The 15,158-nt window shown below is 74.3% G+C and carries 12 protein-coding genes; 3 read left to right on the forward strand and 9 right to left on the reverse strand.

Annotation, left to right across the window (positions count from 1 at the left end; all coding sequences use genetic code 11):
• Positions 1-99 precede the first annotated feature (99 nt).
• Positions 100-492, forward strand: coding sequence for a TIGR03618 family F420-dependent PPOX class oxidoreductase (locus DQ241_RS13560; protein WP_113830706.1), 393 nt, complete (start codon positions 100-102; stop codon positions 490-492).
• A gap of 10 nt (positions 493-502) precedes the next feature.
• Entirely contained in the window at positions 503-1,054 is a 552-nt protein-coding gene (locus DQ241_RS13565) for a GNAT family N-acetyltransferase (protein WP_113830707.1), read from the forward strand.
• A gap of 38 nt (positions 1,055-1,092) precedes the next feature.
• Here the strand turns inward: DQ241_RS13565 and hpf are convergent, their stop codons facing one another.
• From hpf to DQ241_RS13610, 9 genes are all read right to left on the reverse strand, one after another.
• Positions 1,093-1,761, reverse strand: a complete 669-nt coding sequence (hpf, locus tag DQ241_RS13570; RefSeq protein WP_233492426.1) for a ribosome hibernation-promoting factor, HPF/YfiA family — start codon at positions 1,759-1,761, stop codon at positions 1,093-1,095.
• Positions 1,762-1,864: 103 nt separating this feature from the next.
• Positions 1,865-2,620, reverse strand: a complete 756-nt coding sequence (locus DQ241_RS13575) for a ComF family protein (protein WP_113830709.1) — start codon at positions 2,618-2,620, stop codon at positions 1,865-1,867.
• 82 nt (positions 2,621-2,702) lie between these two features.
• Positions 2,703-4,418, reverse strand: coding sequence for an LpqB family beta-propeller domain-containing protein (locus DQ241_RS13580; protein WP_113830710.1), 1,716 nt, complete (start codon positions 4,416-4,418; stop codon positions 2,703-2,705).
• Entirely contained in the window at positions 4,415-6,151 is a 1,737-nt protein-coding gene (mtrB, locus tag DQ241_RS13585; RefSeq protein WP_113830711.1) for an MtrAB system histidine kinase MtrB, read from the reverse strand. The genes DQ241_RS13580 and mtrB overlap by 4 nt, the downstream gene beginning before the upstream one ends.
• 46 nt (positions 6,152-6,197) lie before the next feature.
• Positions 6,198-6,914, reverse strand: a complete 717-nt coding sequence (mtrA, locus tag DQ241_RS13590; protein WP_113830712.1) for an MtrAB system response regulator MtrA — start codon at positions 6,912-6,914, stop codon at positions 6,198-6,200.
• A gap of 150 nt (positions 6,915-7,064) precedes the next feature.
• Positions 7,065-8,561 carry an adenosylhomocysteinase gene (gene ahcY, locus DQ241_RS13595; protein WP_113830713.1) on the reverse strand — a complete coding sequence of 499 codons (1,497 nt, stop codon included), beginning with the start codon at positions 8,559-8,561 and terminating at the stop codon, positions 7,065-7,067.
• A gap of 156 nt (positions 8,562-8,717) precedes the next feature.
• Complete coding sequence (locus DQ241_RS13600) at positions 8,718-9,512, reverse strand: class I SAM-dependent methyltransferase (RefSeq protein ID WP_113830714.1); 795 nt, start codon at positions 9,510-9,512, stop codon at positions 8,718-8,720.
• Between the two features lie 58 nt (positions 9,513-9,570).
• On the reverse strand, positions 9,571-11,439 hold the full coding sequence (locus tag DQ241_RS13605) for a glycosyltransferase (RefSeq protein ID WP_113830715.1): 1,869 nt from the start codon (positions 11,437-11,439) through the stop codon (positions 9,571-9,573).
• 156 nt (positions 11,440-11,595) lie between these two features.
• A complete protein-coding gene (locus DQ241_RS13610; protein WP_158545932.1) occupies positions 11,596-13,908 on the reverse strand; it encodes a hypothetical protein in 2,313 nt (770 codons plus the stop codon).
• A gap of 237 nt (positions 13,909-14,145) precedes the next feature.
• Between DQ241_RS13610 and DQ241_RS20610 the strand changes: the two genes are divergently transcribed.
• Complete coding sequence (locus DQ241_RS20610) at positions 14,146-15,141, forward strand: glycosyltransferase family 2 protein (RefSeq protein ID WP_158545933.1); 996 nt, start codon at positions 14,146-14,148, stop codon at positions 15,139-15,141.
• Positions 15,142-15,158: the final 17 nt, after the last annotated feature.

A 15,158-nucleotide genomic window follows, 5' to 3' on the forward strand; every position in this document is an offset into this window, starting at 1 on the left:
CCAGCGTAGGCGTGACCGCAGGGACAGTCGCCGGTCCGCACCGCTGAGCCGCCCCACGCGCTCCTCTAGCCTCCCCCGGTGTCCCGTTAGCCTCCCCCGGTGTCCCGTGAACCCCACCGGCTCGACCCCGGAACCCTCGCCTTCCTCACCGAACGGCACCTGGCCACGCTCACCACGCTGCGTCCCGACGGCAGCCCGCACGTCGTCCCGGTCGGGGTCACCTACGACCCGGCGACGGCGACCGCCCGGGTGATCACCTCGGGCAGCTCCGCCAAGGCCCGGCACGTGCGCGACGGGCAGGCCCGCGTCGCGGTCTGCCAGGTCGACGGGCGGCGGTGGCTGACCCTCGAGGGGACGGCGGTGGTGCGGGACGACGCCGCCGCGGTGGCCGACGCCGTCGACCGCTACGCGCAGCGCTACCGGCAACCCCGGGAGAACCCCGCTCGCGTGGTCATCGAGATCGCGGTCGACCGGGTGCTCGGCAACGCGTGACACTGCCCAGGTGGACCTCAGCCTGATCGACCTGCCGTCCGAGGTGGTGCGCACCGAACGCCTCGTCCTGCGCCCGTACCGACCCGAAGACGCTGACGACGTCCACCGGGCCTGCCAGGACGACGAGATCCAGCGCTGGATCACCGCGATTGACGTGCCGTACACGGCGGAGTCCGCGCGGGCCTGGGTCGAGGACATCGCGCCCGGCGAGCGGCTGGAGCACCGCGGCATGCCGGTGGCGATCGAGGCCGACGGCGAGTTCGTCGGCGCCGGTGGGGTGCACTTCGTCCCGGGACGGCTGGGCCCGGAGATCGGCTACTGGATCGCGCCGTGGGCTCGCCGGAAGGGGTACGCCGCGGAGGCGGCGCACGCGCTGGGCGGGTGGGCCCTCGGCCTGGGTGCACCGCGGGTGCACCTCTACGCCGACGTCCGGAACGAGGCGTCGCAGGCGGTGGCGCGGCGGGCTGGGTTCAGGCAGGAGGGCGTCGTCCGCAGCTCCCTGGGCTACCGGGACGGCACCCGGGGCGACGCCGCGCTGTTCTCCCGGCTCCCGGCCGACTGAGCGGAGGGGGCGCGCCGGCCGGCGCGCCCCCTCCCCCGTCAGGCGGGTGCGCCGGCCGGCGCCGCGGTGGTCGCCGCCGGGGCGTGCGCGGCGTCCCCGTCGAGCGGGAGGTCGTCGGTCAGCCGGATGAGGCCGTAGTCGTAGGCGTGCCGGCGGTAGACGACCGTCGGCTTGCCGGTGTCGGCGCACTGGAACAGGTAGAAGTCGTGGCCGACCAGCTCCATCTCGTGGAGCGCCTGGTCGACGGTCATGGGAGTCGCGGGGTGGTGCTTCTCCCGGACGATCTGGCCCGGCAGGTGCTCGTCCAGATCGGTGACGTGGGGGCCCTCGGCGAGCTGTCGCTCGCGCTCGAGGGCATCGGCCGCGGAGCCGGTGGGCTCGGCGACGGCGTTGCCGGTGAGCCGGACGCTCTCCGGCGTGCGGCGGCCGTGGTGCACCCGGCGGCGGTCGGCCGCGCGGCGCATCCGGTTCTCGAGCTTGCCCGCGGCCAGGTCGAGCGCGGCGTAGAAGTCGGGGGCGCAGGCCTCGGCGCGGACGACCGGCCCCTTGCCGCGCAGCGTGATCTCCACGCGCTGGCAGTTGGCCGCCTGGCGGGGGTTGGGTTCGTGGAACAGCTCGACGTCGATGCGGAGGATCTTGAGCTTGCCGTCGAACCGGTCCGACGTTCGGACCTTCTCCCAGACGTGCTGCCGGAAGTGTTCGGGCACTTCGACGTTTCGACCGCGGACGACGATCTCCATGAGACCTCCCGGTGGGACGGGGCGTTGGTCGCTTCGACGCTAGTCCCTCCGCACGGGTCCCGACAGTCGATCAGCGGACCCCCTCGCGACCGGAACCGTTCACCGCGACGACGCCCGGCAGCGGCACCCGGGGCGGTGTCCGCGGGGTGGCCGCGACCACCGCCCCGAGCACCGGCGGGCCGCCGTCCGGCACCGCCGCGGCCAGCACCGATGCCGCCTCCGCGAGCGTCGCGCCGCTGGTGACGACGTCGTCGACGAGCACCAGCAGGCCCTCCGGGGCGGCCGGCCGACGGGCGAGCACGAAGCTGCCGGCGAGGTTGGCCCGCCGCTGCGCGGCCGGCAGGCCGGCGGAGTCGCGGACGCGACCGCGGCGGCGCAGCAGCGGCGCCTGCGCCGCGGGGAGACCGGCCGCGCACAGCTCTCGCACGGCCCGGCCGGCCAGCTCCCGCACGTGGTCGCGCCCGCGGGCGCGCAGCGCGGCCGCCGAGCTCGGCACGGGGACCAGCAGCACCGGGCCGCGCCAGGGCCCCGGCACCGCGGCGACGACGGCGGCCACCGCGAGGGCCAGCGCCGCGCCGAGCGGGACGGCCAGCTCCGCCCTGCCCCGCTCCTTGAACTCGACGACCGCCGGCCGCACCGTCCCCCGGTAGGCCCCGGCGGCGGCCGTGGGCGGGAAGCCGTCCGGGAACCGCCGGGGCGCGGCCGGGCGCGGGCGGGCCAGCAGCGCCGCGCAGGAACCGCACAGCGGGGACGCGGGCCGACCGCACCCCGCGCAGGTACGAGGCAGGACCAGGTCGGCCAGCGCGCTGAGCCACCCGCGGTCCACCGCGGCAGCCTATGGCCGGATCACCGGGCTCGGGCCGCGCTCCCGGACCCTGAGGAGGACGGGGTCCTCCCCTGTGGACGGCTCAGAGCGGGTAGAACGGCTCGGAGCCGCGTACCGGCTCCTGGCCGCGGACGAGGGTCACCCACGTGCCCCCCGACCACTGCCAGAGCGTGCCCCCGGCGCTCACCAGCGGCGGCCGGGTCGGTGCCGCGCCCAGCGCCGTGGGCTGGCCGGGCAGCCCCGAGGTGCGCACGTCGGTCAGCCCCCACCCGTCGACACCGACGGAGTACGGCACGATCCGGTCCTCGCCGGCGTCCCCGGCCAGCAGCCACAGCGTGCTGCTGTCCCGCCAGGCCACGTCGACCACCTGCGAGAGGGTCGGCGCCACCTCGCGCAGGTCGCGCACCGCCACCCCGCCGTCCTCGGACCGGACGACGGTGCCGACGTAGAGCCGGGGGCCCTGCGGCCCGTCGATGACCAGCGCCGCCCGGACGCCGTCCGGCGAGAGCTGCAGGACCTGGGCGCGCCCCAGCCCGGCCAGCGTGGGCACGTTCACCGCCTGGGGCGGGCCGTTGGAGGGCACGCGGACCACGTCGACGCCGTCTCTCAGCACCCAGACCTCCGGACGGGTCGCCGCCACCGTCGGAGCGCTCAGCGTGCCGCCGGTGACCACCGGCACGAGCTCACCCCCGTAGGGGCCGGCCAGCAGCGCGGCGCCGCCCCCCTCGGGGCGCACGCCGGCCAGGAACGACAGCTGCCCGGTGCGGGTGTCGGCGGAGATCGCGGCCGAGACCAGGCCGTAGGCGCCCTGCCCGGCCGGGCCGGGCGCCGGCTCCCCGCTGGTGACCGTGCGCAGCGCGCCGGCGTCCAGGTAGTGGCCGATGCTCTCCAGCGGCGCCGCATCCGGGGCGTAGCCCGACCAGTCGTCGGTGGACATCCGCTGCGGGACGCCCTCCACCGGCTCGCCGTCGACGGTCACCGTCACCGTGCGGATCCGCTGGGCGTCGACCTGGGTGAGCGTCCACACCAGCTGCGCGCAGATCTCCGACAGCTGCGGGCCGGGCTCGGCGGGGAGGTTGCCCAGCTCGACCGTGGCGTTCTGCCCGTCGACGGTGATGGTGCGCTCCAGCTGCACCCCGCCGACGGGGTTGTTCACGCCGGCCGCCAGGGCGGAGGACGGCCCCTCGAGCAGCTTCTCGACCAGCGTCGTCGGCTGCGCCTCGCCGGTGATCAGGTAGCGGGGGTCGGGCACCAGCTGCTGCTGCGTGGGGTCGAGGAAGTAGAGGTCCAGCTGGTCGTAGATCCGCTCGAAGTCCGGCTCGAGCATCACCAGGCCGTCGGCCGGGTTGGTGATCCGCCACTCGCCGTCCACCTCCTCGAGCGTGAACTCGCGGGTGAACACCCCGGGTGCGGCGATGGAGAAGATGCCGCGCCCGTCGACGGTCCCCACGAGGTTGGCGGTGACCTGCACCGCGCCGGCCTCCGTGGCGACCGTGGCGTAGTCGGGGCTGATGATCGTGATGCCCTCGGCGTCGCTCCACTCGCGGGCCGCCTCGGGAGCCAGGTACTCGGCGGCCACGGGGTGCCCGCGGACGGTGCTCGCGGCGGCGTCGATGAAGTTGCGGACGATCTCCTCCGGCGTCGCGCCGGGCTCGGGCCCCAGCGGTTCGATGCCGACGTCCTCGGCCGGGCGCACCGGGGCCTGGGTGATCTGCACCGTCGGCGAGCTGCCGGGCACGGTGGAGCAGCCGGCCAGCGCGAGCAGGGCGGCCGCGAGCGCGAGGAGACGGCGGGTCACCGGGTGCTCCAGCTGCGCCGCAGGTGCACCGGCCGCAGGGGCAGCGGCGAGCTGGTCAGCTCTCCCCCGGCGGTCAGCGGCACGGTGAGGCGGAACTGCGCGCCGGCGCCGGGCTGGCCCCACACCTGCAGCCAGCCGCCGTGCAGCCGCGCGTCCTCCAGGCTGATCGACAGCCCCAGGCCGCTGCCGCCCACGGTCCGCACGCGGGACGGGTCGGCGCGCCAGAACCGGTCGAAGACGTGCTGCGCGTCGGCCGAGCTCAGCCCGACGCCGTGGTCGCGGACGGTCACCGCGGCGGCGGTGCGGTTGGCCGCGAGGGTGATCTCGACCGGGCGGCCGGCGCCGTGCTCGATGGCGTTGCCGACGAGGTTGCGCAGCACCCGCTCGACCCTGCGGGCGTCGACCTCGGCGATGACCTGCTCGTCGGGGCGGTTGACCACCAGCTCGCACTCGTGCCGGCGGGCCAGCGCGCTCATCCCGTCGACCACCCGGTCGACCAGGGACCGCAGGTCGGTGGCCTCGGACTCCAGCACGGCGGCCCCGGCGTCGTAGCGGCTGATCTCCAGCAGGTCGGTGAGCAGCGCCTCGAAGCGGTCCAGCTCGGCGCGCAGCAGCTCGGCGGACCGGGCCACGTGCGGCGGGAAGTCACCGCGCGCCTCGTGCAGCACGTCGGCGGCCATCTGCACCGTGGTCAGCGGGGTGCGCAGCTCGTGGGAGACGTCGGAGGTGAACCGCTGCTGGAGCTGGGAGAGCCCCTCGAGCTGGGTGATCTGGCGCTGCAGGCTGTCGGCCATGGCGTTGAAGCTGGTGGCCAGGCGGGCGAGGTCGTCCTCGCCCTTGACGGTCATGCGCTCCTCCAGCTGCCCCTCGGCCAGCCGCTGCGCGGTGCCGGCCGCGCGGCGGACCGGGTCGACGACGAGCCGGGTGACCAGCACGCCGATGCCCACCACGAACAGCGTCAGGGCGATGCCGCTGATGACCACCGTGCTGCGGATCAGCGAGAGGCTCTCCGCCTCCTGGGTCAGCGGGAAGACGTAGTAGAGCTCGATCTGCTCGGTGCCCGGCGTCTCGGTGGGCACCGGCGCGCCGACCAGCAGCGAGGACTGGCGGTCGTCGCGGGTCCCGACGGGCACCTGCTCGTACTTGTACGACTGGCTGCCGGCGTCGACGTCGGCCCGCAGGTCGTCCGGGAGCGCGTCGACGATGAAGGTCCGGCTGCGGCTGACGGCGGGGATCTCCTGCCCGCCCTCGCCGGTCCGGTAGACCATGACCACGTCGAAGTCGCCGGCCGCGCCGCCGCGCTGGAGCAGCTGGGTGACCGTGCGGGTCAGCGTGCTGCGGACGCTGGAGGCGTCGCCGGTCGCGATGCCGGCCACCTGGCTCTGCGCGTAGGAGACACCGGCCTGGGCCTGGTCGATCGCGGCCTGCCGCTTCACCGACAGCAGCTGGTCACGGATCTGGCTGAAGAGCACCAGGCTCACGATGACCACCACCGTGCCGGCCACGACCATCGTGATCGCGCCGATCCGCACCTGCAGCGAGGAGCGCCAGGCCTGCAGCGCGCGGGCGACCACGCCCCGGCTGCCGCGGCGCAGCCGCCGCCGGGCCAGCCGGGCGCGCCGGCGCAGCCCGCGGCGCGCACGGACCAGCTCGAGGCGCAGCGGGCGCCGTCGGCCGCCGCCCGGGGACGGGCCGGTGCCCGTGCCCGCCGGTGGGGTGCGGGTGGCGGTCACGACTCCATTGTCGGTGATCCGGCGCCGGAACCGGCGCCGCCGCCGATCACGGCGGGCCGGCCTTGTACCCGACGCCACGCACGGTGAGCACCACCTCGGGCTTCTCCGGGTCCTTCTCGATCTTGGCGCGCAGCCGCTGCACGTGGACGTTGACCAGCCGGGTGTCGGCCGCGTGCCGGTAGCCCCAGACCTGCTCGAGCAGCAGCTCGCGGGTGAACACCTGCCGCGGCTTCCGAGCCAGGGCCACCAGCAGGTCGAACTCCAGCGGCGTCAGCGCCACCGGGACGCCGTCCCGGGTGACCTGGTGCGCCGGGACGTCGATCTGCACGTTGCCGATGCTCAGGTTCTCGGCCTGGCCGGTCTCGCCGCGGCGCAGCTGGGCGCGCACGCGGGCCACCAGCTCGACCGGCTTGAACGGCTTGGTGACGTAGTCGTCGGCGCCGGCCTCCAGCCCCTGCACGACGTCGATCGTGTCGCCCTTGGCGGTCAGCATGACGATCGGCACCGTGGACTGCTGGCGGATGTCCTGGCAGATCTGCAGGCCGTTGCGGCCGGGCAGCATCAGGTCTAGGAGCACCAGGTCGGGTCGGGTCTGCTGGAAGACCGCGACCGCGCGGTTGCCGTCGGAGACGAAGGCGGGTTCGTACCCCTCGCGGCGCAGCACGATGCCGAGCATCTCGGCGAGGGCGGCGTCGTCGTCGACGACCAGGACACGGCCGCGGGCGGGCCCGTTCTGGGGAGCGGTGGGTGGCACGGCGCCCATTCTGCGCTGGTCGCGGCCCAGAACGCCCGCACCCCACCCGCCCGGGTGGGGCGGGTGGGGCCGGAACGGCCGACGTGACGGGCTGGAACGGCCCCCTCGCAGGGGCCGACGCCGAGCGGAGCGAGGCGTGGGGGGCGAGGGGGTCCTTCCTCAGTAGCGGTAGTGGTCGCTCTTGTAGGGGCCCTCCACCGGCACGCCGATGTAGTCGGCCTGGACCTTGGTGAGCTCGGTGAGCTTCACGCCGAGGGCGTCCAGGTGCAGGCGGGCGACGTGCTCGTCCAGCTTCTTCGGGAGCACGGTGACCGTGGGCTCCTTGCCCTCGTAGGCCGCGCGGTTGGTCCACAGCTCGATCTGCGCCAGCACCTGGTTGGAGAACGAGGCGCTCATGACGAAGCTGGGGTGCCCGGTGGCGTTGCCCAGGTTCAGCAGCCGGCCCTCGGAGAGCACGATGATCGTGTGGCCGTCGGCGAACCGCCACTCGTCGACCTGCGGCTTGATCGTCGTCCGGACGACGCCGGGCGTGCGGGCCAGGCCGGCCATGTCGATCTCGTTGTCGAAGTGGCCGATGTTCCCGATGATCGCCTGGTGCTTGGTCGAGGCCAGCTGCTCGGCGGTGATGATGTCCTTGTTGCCGGTCGCGGTGATGATGATGTCGGCCTTGCCGATGACCTCGTCCAGCGTGGTCACCTCGTAGCCGTGCATCGCCGCCTGCAGCGCGTTGATCGGGTCGATCTCGGTGACGATGACCCGGGCGCCCTGGCCGCGCAGCGACTCCGCGCAGCCCTTGCCGACGTCGCCGTAGCCGCACACCACGGCCACCTTGCCGCCGATCATCACGTCGGTGGCGCGGTTGAGCCCGTCGATCAGCGAGTGCCGGCAGCCGTAGAGGTTGTCGAACTTGCTCTTGGTGACCGAGTCGTTGACGTTGATCGCCGGGAAGAGCAGCCGGCCGTCGCGGGCGAGCTCGTACAGGCGCATGACGCCGGTGGTGGTCTCCTCGGTCACGCCGGCGATGCCCTGGCCGATGCGGGTCCAGTAGCCGCCGTCCTCGGCGAGGGTGCCGCGGAGGGTCTCCAGGATGACGCCGTACTCCTCGGAGTCGGCCTCGGTGGTGTCCGGGACGACGCCGTCGGCCTCGAAGCGGGTGCCCAGGTGGATCAGCAGGGTGGCGTCGCCGCCGTCGTCGAGCAGCATGTTCGGCCCGACGACCTCGCCGGCCTCGTCGCGGAACTCGAACAGCCGCTGGGTGCACCACCAGTACTCGGGCAGGCTCTCGCCCTTCCAGGCGAACACCGGCACGCCGGCGGGCTGCTCGGGGGTGCCGTCGCCGACGACGATCGCGGCGGCGGCGTGGTCCTGGGTGGAGAAGATGTTGCAGCTGACCCAGCGGACGTCGGCGCCGAGGGCCTTCAGCGTCTCGATGAGGACGGCGGTCTGCACGGTCATGTGCAGCGAGCCGGCGATGCGGGCGCCGGCCAGCGGCTGCTGGTCGCCGTACTCGGCGCGCAGGGCCATGAGGCCGGGCATCTCGTGCTCGGCGAGCTGGATCTCCTTGCGGCCGAAGGCGGCCAGGGAGAGGTCGGCGACCTTGAAGTCGGGCTCGCCGGTGGGGGTGGTCAGGGGGCGGGTGCCGGTGCTGGCGGTCATGAGGGCTCCAGGTTCCGCCCGGCACGGGGCCGGACGATGCGGTCGGATGCGGGTTCGCTGCGATCCCCGACGACGGGGAGAGCGAGCATGCCGAGGCTTCGGCGGGGCTCGTGCCGTGGACCAGAATAGGACCCGGGCGCAAGTGACGGGCGCCGCTCAGCCGGTGGGTGCGTCCGGTCCCGGGGAGATGATCCGCACCACCACCTGCTCGTCGTTGCCCGTGTAGGCCTCGTAGGCGACCTCCGCGCCGGTGCGCTCCTGCCATTCACGCCACGCGCGGAACTCGTGCTGCTGCCAGCCGGGGTAGTTGAAGAACTCGTCGAAGACCAGCACCGAACCGGCGCCGAGTCGCGGCCCGAGGAGGTCGAGGACCGTGACCGCTGACGAGTAGAGGTCGCCGTCCACGTGGACGAGGTCGACCGGTCCGACGTGCTCGGCCAGGAAGCCGGGGAGCGTGTCGGCGAACAAGCCGACGACGAGCTCGGCGCCCTCCACCCGGGGCAGGCGATCGACCGCGAAGGCGCCCTCCCGGACGTGCGGGCGGTAGTCCTCCGGCAGTCCTCGGAACGAGTCGAAGCCGTAGACCCGGCCACCCGGACGGGCGCGGGCGATCTCGGCGAGGGAACGCCCGGTGAAGACGCCGAACTCCAGCGCCATGCCACCTCGCGGGGCGATCTCCAGCGCGTACCGCAGCGTGCTGGTCGGATCGTGGAAGACGCGCACCGTCGGCATGCGCTCGGCGGCCCACCGGGCACTGCTGAGGGCGGCGTCCCGCTCCCCCACGGCCAGCAGGTCGCGCCGTGCGCGGAACTCCGCGTCGCGGACCTCCTGGACGGCGCGCTCGATCTCCGCCCGCACCACCCGCGCAACACGGGCCTCCACCGGGGCCAGCAGGTGCCGGGCGGTCCACCGCCGGACCGCTGCCACGACGGCGTTGCTCCGCTGGGTCATCCCGCGCTCCCTCCTGGAGACCGCCGGCGGGAAGTCCCCGGCCCGGCCGGCCTGCCGCTCACATGGCGCCGAACAGCTCGCCCCACGTCTCCCTGCTGGTCAGCTCGGGGAGTCGGCGGCGCCACTCGTCCCGCGCCCGGTCGCCGTCCCGGTTGAACCGCCACAGCACCCCAGCGGCGCGGCGCGCCAGCTCCGCGGCCTGGGCGCGGTCCCGGCGCCGCACGCGCACACCGGACTGCGACGGGTCCGTGACGACGGCCGTGTCGAACAGGGACACGTGCCACCAGTGAGCGTCCGCGCTGGCGATGGCCGCGGTGCCGCGCGACTTGCGCAGCACGTGCCAGAGGAGTCGCTTGGCCAGGACCGACCGCATCATCGAGGGGGACCCGCCGGGCGCGGTCCTCGTCATCTCCGTCGCCGGCACACCTGGCACGTCGTTCGCCGGGTGGTTGGCCGTCTCGGGGAACTGCGACCAGAGCCGGCGCACCGAGGCGACGGTCTCCCGGCCACCGTCACGCAGCACGTCCGGGCCGGCGAGGAAGTCCTCGACGGCGCGGAGCACGAGGGCGGCCAGCCCGTAGCGCATCGAGAGCAGGTAGTCGACGAGCTGCTTGACCAGGTGCTCGGTGATCCGACGGCGGTCGAACTCGCTGTGCAGCGCACTGGTGATCAACGAGTTGCGGAAGCTGAAGTAGCGGGACCAGTCGTCCCAGTTCTTCCAGGAGAAGTCGGCGTGCCAGACGCCGGCGCCCGGCAGGGTCACGGTCGGGAAGCCGGCCGCCCGCGCCCGCAGGCCGAATTCGATGTCATCCCACTGGAAGAAGACGGGGAGCGGGTAGCCCACCGCCTCGACCACCTCCGAGGGGATCAGGCAGGTCCACCAGGCGTTGTACGCGGCATCGACCCGGAGCTCCTGCTGCTCCTCCGTGACGTCGGCGCCCACGAGCGCGTCGGGCACCGGCAACCCGGCGCGCAGGATCGCCAGGTCGGCGGTCTCCGCGCCGACGTGCAACCGGTCGGGGTGGTAGAGGTTGAGCATCTGCCCGCCCACCAGGACGGGCTGGTCGGCGCGGTCGGCCAGTGCCCGCAGCCGCACGACGGTGTCGGGCTCCGCGCGGATGTCGTCGTCCATCAGGAGCAGGTTGACCCGGTCGACGGTCTCGTTCCGGACCGCCTCGAAGATGCCGCGGGTGAAGCCCCCGGCACCGCCGAGATTGGGCTGGCGGACGTAGCGCAGCGCCGGCCCCAGCGCGCCGGCCACCTCGGCGAACCCGGCACGCGAGTCGACCGTGTCGGTGCCCTGGTCGACGACGTACACCGCGCTCAGCTCCTGCACGACCTCGGGGTCGGAGAGCAGCGCGCGCAAGGTGGCCAGGCAGTCGTCGGCCCGGTTGAAGGTGCAGATGACCACGGCCGTGGCGCGCCGGGCGCGGATGGCGGTCACGGACCAGCGGACGCGCTCGACCGTCATGCCGCTGGTGGTCGTCTGCAGCTCGACCCAGAGCGCCCCGCCGTCGACGAACATGTCGAGGGGGACGGTCAGGTGCACCTCCTCGCCGTGCGCGTCCTCGACGCGGGCGGCGGCCGCCGTGCGGGGGTCACCGTCGGCGTCGGAAGCCACCACCCGCACCAGGCCCGTGCCGCTGACGACGGCCGTGACGTCGACCGACGGGGCCGACGTCCAGCGCTGCCAGTAGGAAGCGGGGAAGCGGCCGAAGTAGGTGTTCGTCGACACCCGCGCGTGGCCGTCGAGGACCACCCGGTCCCGCTCCCGGACCATGACGCCCCTGATCGCCACGGCGTACAGCTCGTCCGGCGCCTCGAGCGAGGGTCCGGCGAAGTGGGTGCGCTGGGCGACGATCCGATCGGCGGTCCGGCCCGCCTCCGGAAGGCGCAATCTCGTCCGGGTCTCGGCGTGCAGGACCATTCTCGGAACCCCTGTCAGGCGGCAGGCGTGCTCACGTCATCACGCAGGTGCGCCTGACCGTAACCGGACGCAGCCGTTCCGGCCGACCGGTGCGTCGTGGCTCGTGCCCAGCCCCCGTGGTCGGAGACGCAGCGCGAGCAGGGTGTCGCCGGACCGTCACCTCGTGGAGACCTCAGCGGGCTCGGCCCGCCCCCGTGGGACCGCGCGTGCCCGCCGCGACGCCACGACCTGCGCCCCGGCGAGCCCGGCTACCACGGCCACCGCCAGGGAACCGAGAGGGACGACGGCCGGCGACCGGTAGGACAGCACCAGGTCGCCGGCCGCACCGGCGGGCAGGTCCACGGCGACCAGCGTGCCCTCGTACCGCACGACGTCGACCGGGCGCCCCGCGAAGGTGGCGGTGTACCCGGGGAACCACAGGCGGGCGAAGACCACCCGGCCGCCGTCACCGCCCGAGACGCGCACGCACTCGCGGGAGTGCTGCCGGCGGCAGCTCTCCCGGTCCTCGATCTCCACCCCGGGGGCCGCGTAGGAGACCAGGCCGGGCAGCCGGTAGGGAGCCCGGCGGTAGGTCGAGGTGTGCTCCCCGATCGACGTGCGCCGCCAGGAGCCGTCGAGCTCCTCGGCCAGCTGGACGTCCCGCGGGCCGTGCTGCGCCACGACCTGGTCGACGCGCAGCAGTTCCAGCCACGTCAGCCCGGTGCCCCCGTCGACGGACGTGAAGAGCTCAGCGCCCGAGTCGCCGAAGTTCCCGTGGTCGTCGAGCGGGACGTGCTCGCGGAGGAACCGGTGCGCGAGCGGGCTGTACCCGTTGATCTGCCGGTCGCCGGTCAGCAGCCCGGTGGAGGAGGGCCGGTACTCCTCGTAGTACTGCTCGGCCTGGGGCGCCGGCGACGGCAGCTCGCCGGGCGCCTCCAGCGGCGCGTAGCTCCCGTACCAGAGCGTGTAGTCCTCGCGCGACAACGTCTCGAGGGCTCCGGGTTCCTGCGGGAAACCCCAGTCGAAACCGCGGGCCATGGGGTGCAGCCAGCCCAGCACCCCGAGGACCAGGACGGTGCCGACGGCCACCACGGCGCCCGAGGCGCGCCCGGGCGCGTCCGGCACCACCAGGCGCCACCGCCTGCCGGGCGGGCGCGCCGGACGCGGCCCGACCAGCGCGAGGCAGAGCACCGCGGTGAGGGCGCCCAGGCCGACGACGCGGGCCGGGCCGTCGGGATCCGCCTGCAGGGAGTTCAGCACCAGCAGCACGAGGCTCGCGGCGAGCGCTGCCAGCCGGCGCCCGGACGGGGCGAAGCGGCCGTGGGCCACGAGCAGCGCCACGGCGAGCAGGAGGAAGAAGCCCCAGTACTGCAGGAAGCGCGTCGGGAACCGGAAGACCAGGGCTCGCTCCGGGCCCAGTGCGCCCAGCGCGGTCACCACGGACAGGGCGACCGTCGCCCCGGCCAGGGCACGGACGCGCGGTCCGACCGGCGCCGGACGCCAGAGCAGCAGCACGGGCAGGACGAACCAGGCCACGTAGAAGTGCGGGAGCTCCTGCAGCCGGTAGCCGTCGAAGCTGGTGAACCAGCCGTAGTACGACGGGTCGGCGGCGTGCAGCAGGCCCTCGAGCGGCGCGACGTTCGCGTTGGCCTCGTTGCTGATGGAGGAGCTGCGCGAGGCGAACCGGAAGGACACCAGCAGGGGGTACAGGCCGACCAGCGGGGTCAGCACTCCGCCGCCGTACCAGGCCGCGATCCAACCGGTCGCGCCGCGCGCGCAGCCGGTGACCAGACGGGCGACCACGACCGCCGCGACGAACAGCCCCAGGACCGGGATGGCCAGCGGCCAGCCGCTCTGGTGGCAGAGGAAGGCCGCCACCAGCAGGACCCAGCCGTAGCGCTGCTGCTCGGTACGGTGCAGCGCGACGACGGCGGCCACGGCGAGGACGAACCAGGAGAACGAGACGACCGCCTGGTACCAGCCGGCTCCCCAGAAGACCGTGTACGGGCCGAACCCGACCGACGCCGCGAAGGCGACCGACCAGGCCGTGCTCAGCCCGACGAGGCGGCCCAGCCACGCGGCCGCGGCCGCCAGCACCGTCAGGTGGGCGAGCAGCTGCAGGAACGAGGCGAACGCCGCGTCGTCGAGGTGGCCCATCAGCACGCCGAAGGCGAGGTTCACCGGGTTGAAGACGCCGTTCTGGTACTCCACGGCGTAGCCACCGCTGTTGACCACGTTCGTGCTGAGCCAGGGCCACTTTCCCGCCGCCAGGATGCGGCCCATGTCGACCAGCTTCGCGACGCCGTCGGCCTGCCGGTCGTCCAGGTAGGCGAACCGGTGGTTGCGGAGGAACTGCACGGTGAACAGGCCGGCCACGACGCCGGCCGACAGCAGCACCGCGGGCCAGGAGCGCGGCGGCCGGCGGTCGTGGTCCGTGGCCGGGCCGGCCGCCCGCACCGCTCTCCCTCCCGCGACGGGCGAAGTGGCCATGCGTCCTCTGCAGTCGGTCGGGCCGCACCGTCCGGTCGTGACGGGGTAGCCGCGGCGGCCGAGGGGACGCCGAGGTTACCGCCCGGCGGCGACCACCGCGGTCCGGTAAGGCGGTCGTGGGACGACCGATCGCTGTTAGGGTGCCCGGCATGGCGCCGGGTCGCCGCGTTGCCGCGGTCGTGCGGTCGTGCGGTCGGCCGGTGGCCGTGGCGGCCACCCCTGCGAGTCGGGCCGGTCGTGACGGCGGAGCCGGGCCCGCGCCCCCACCTCTCGGTCGTCGTCCCCTGCTACGACGAGGCGGAGGTCCTGCCGCTCCTCGAAGGCCGCCTGCGCGCCGTCCTCGACGGCCTGGGCGTCAGTTACCAGGTGGTCATGGTCGGCGACGGCTCCCGCGACGGGACCGGAGAGCTGCTGCGCAAGACCTCCGTGGGCTGGCCGCAGCTGGAGCCGGTGGTCCTCGCCCGCAACGTCGGCCACCAGCTGGCCCTCACCGCCGGGCTCGACCACGCCGAGGGCGACTACGTCGTCACCATGGACGCCGACCTCCAGGACCCGCCGGAGCTGATCCCGGTGATGCTCGAACGGGCCGTCGCCGAGGGCGTCGACGTGGTCTACGCGCGCCGCTCGGACCGCCGCACGGACTCCCGCTTCAAGCGCTGGACGGCCGCGGCCTACTACGACCTGGTGCGCCGGGGCGCGGGGGTCGACCTGCCCGACCACGTCGGCGACTACCGGCTGCTCTCCCGGCGCGTGGTGCTGGCGCTGCGGATGCTGCCGGAACGGCACCGCGTCTACCGCCTGCTCATCCCGTGGCTGGGCTTCCCCAGCGCCGTCGTGGAGCACCGCCGAGAGCCCCGGGCCGCCGGCCGGACGAAGTACCCGGTGCGCAAGATGGTGAGCCTGGCCTGGAACGGGTTGTCGTCGTTCACGACGTCGCCCCTGCACCTGGCGACCACGGTGGGGGCCTCGGCGTCGGTCCTGGCGCTGCTCGGCGCCGTCGGCGTCATCGTCGCGTTCCTCCTGGGGCGCACCGTGCCGGGGTGGGCGTCGGTGTCCGTGGCGGTCCTGTTCCTGGCCGCCGTGCAGCTCCTGTGCCTGGGCGTCCTCGGCGCCTACGTGGGGCGGATCTACGAAGAGGTGCAGCAGCGCCCGATGTACCGCGTGGACCAGGAGACCGGGCGACGCCCCCGAGTCGAGGACGACCGCGAGGAGCCCCCCGCTGGACGCCGCTGAGATCGCCAAGCTCGCCC

The organism is Blastococcus sp. TF02A-30 (genome assembly GCF_003319185.1).
In the GTDB taxonomy this organism is placed as follows: domain Bacteria; phylum Actinomycetota; class Actinomycetes; order Mycobacteriales; family Geodermatophilaceae; genus Blastococcus.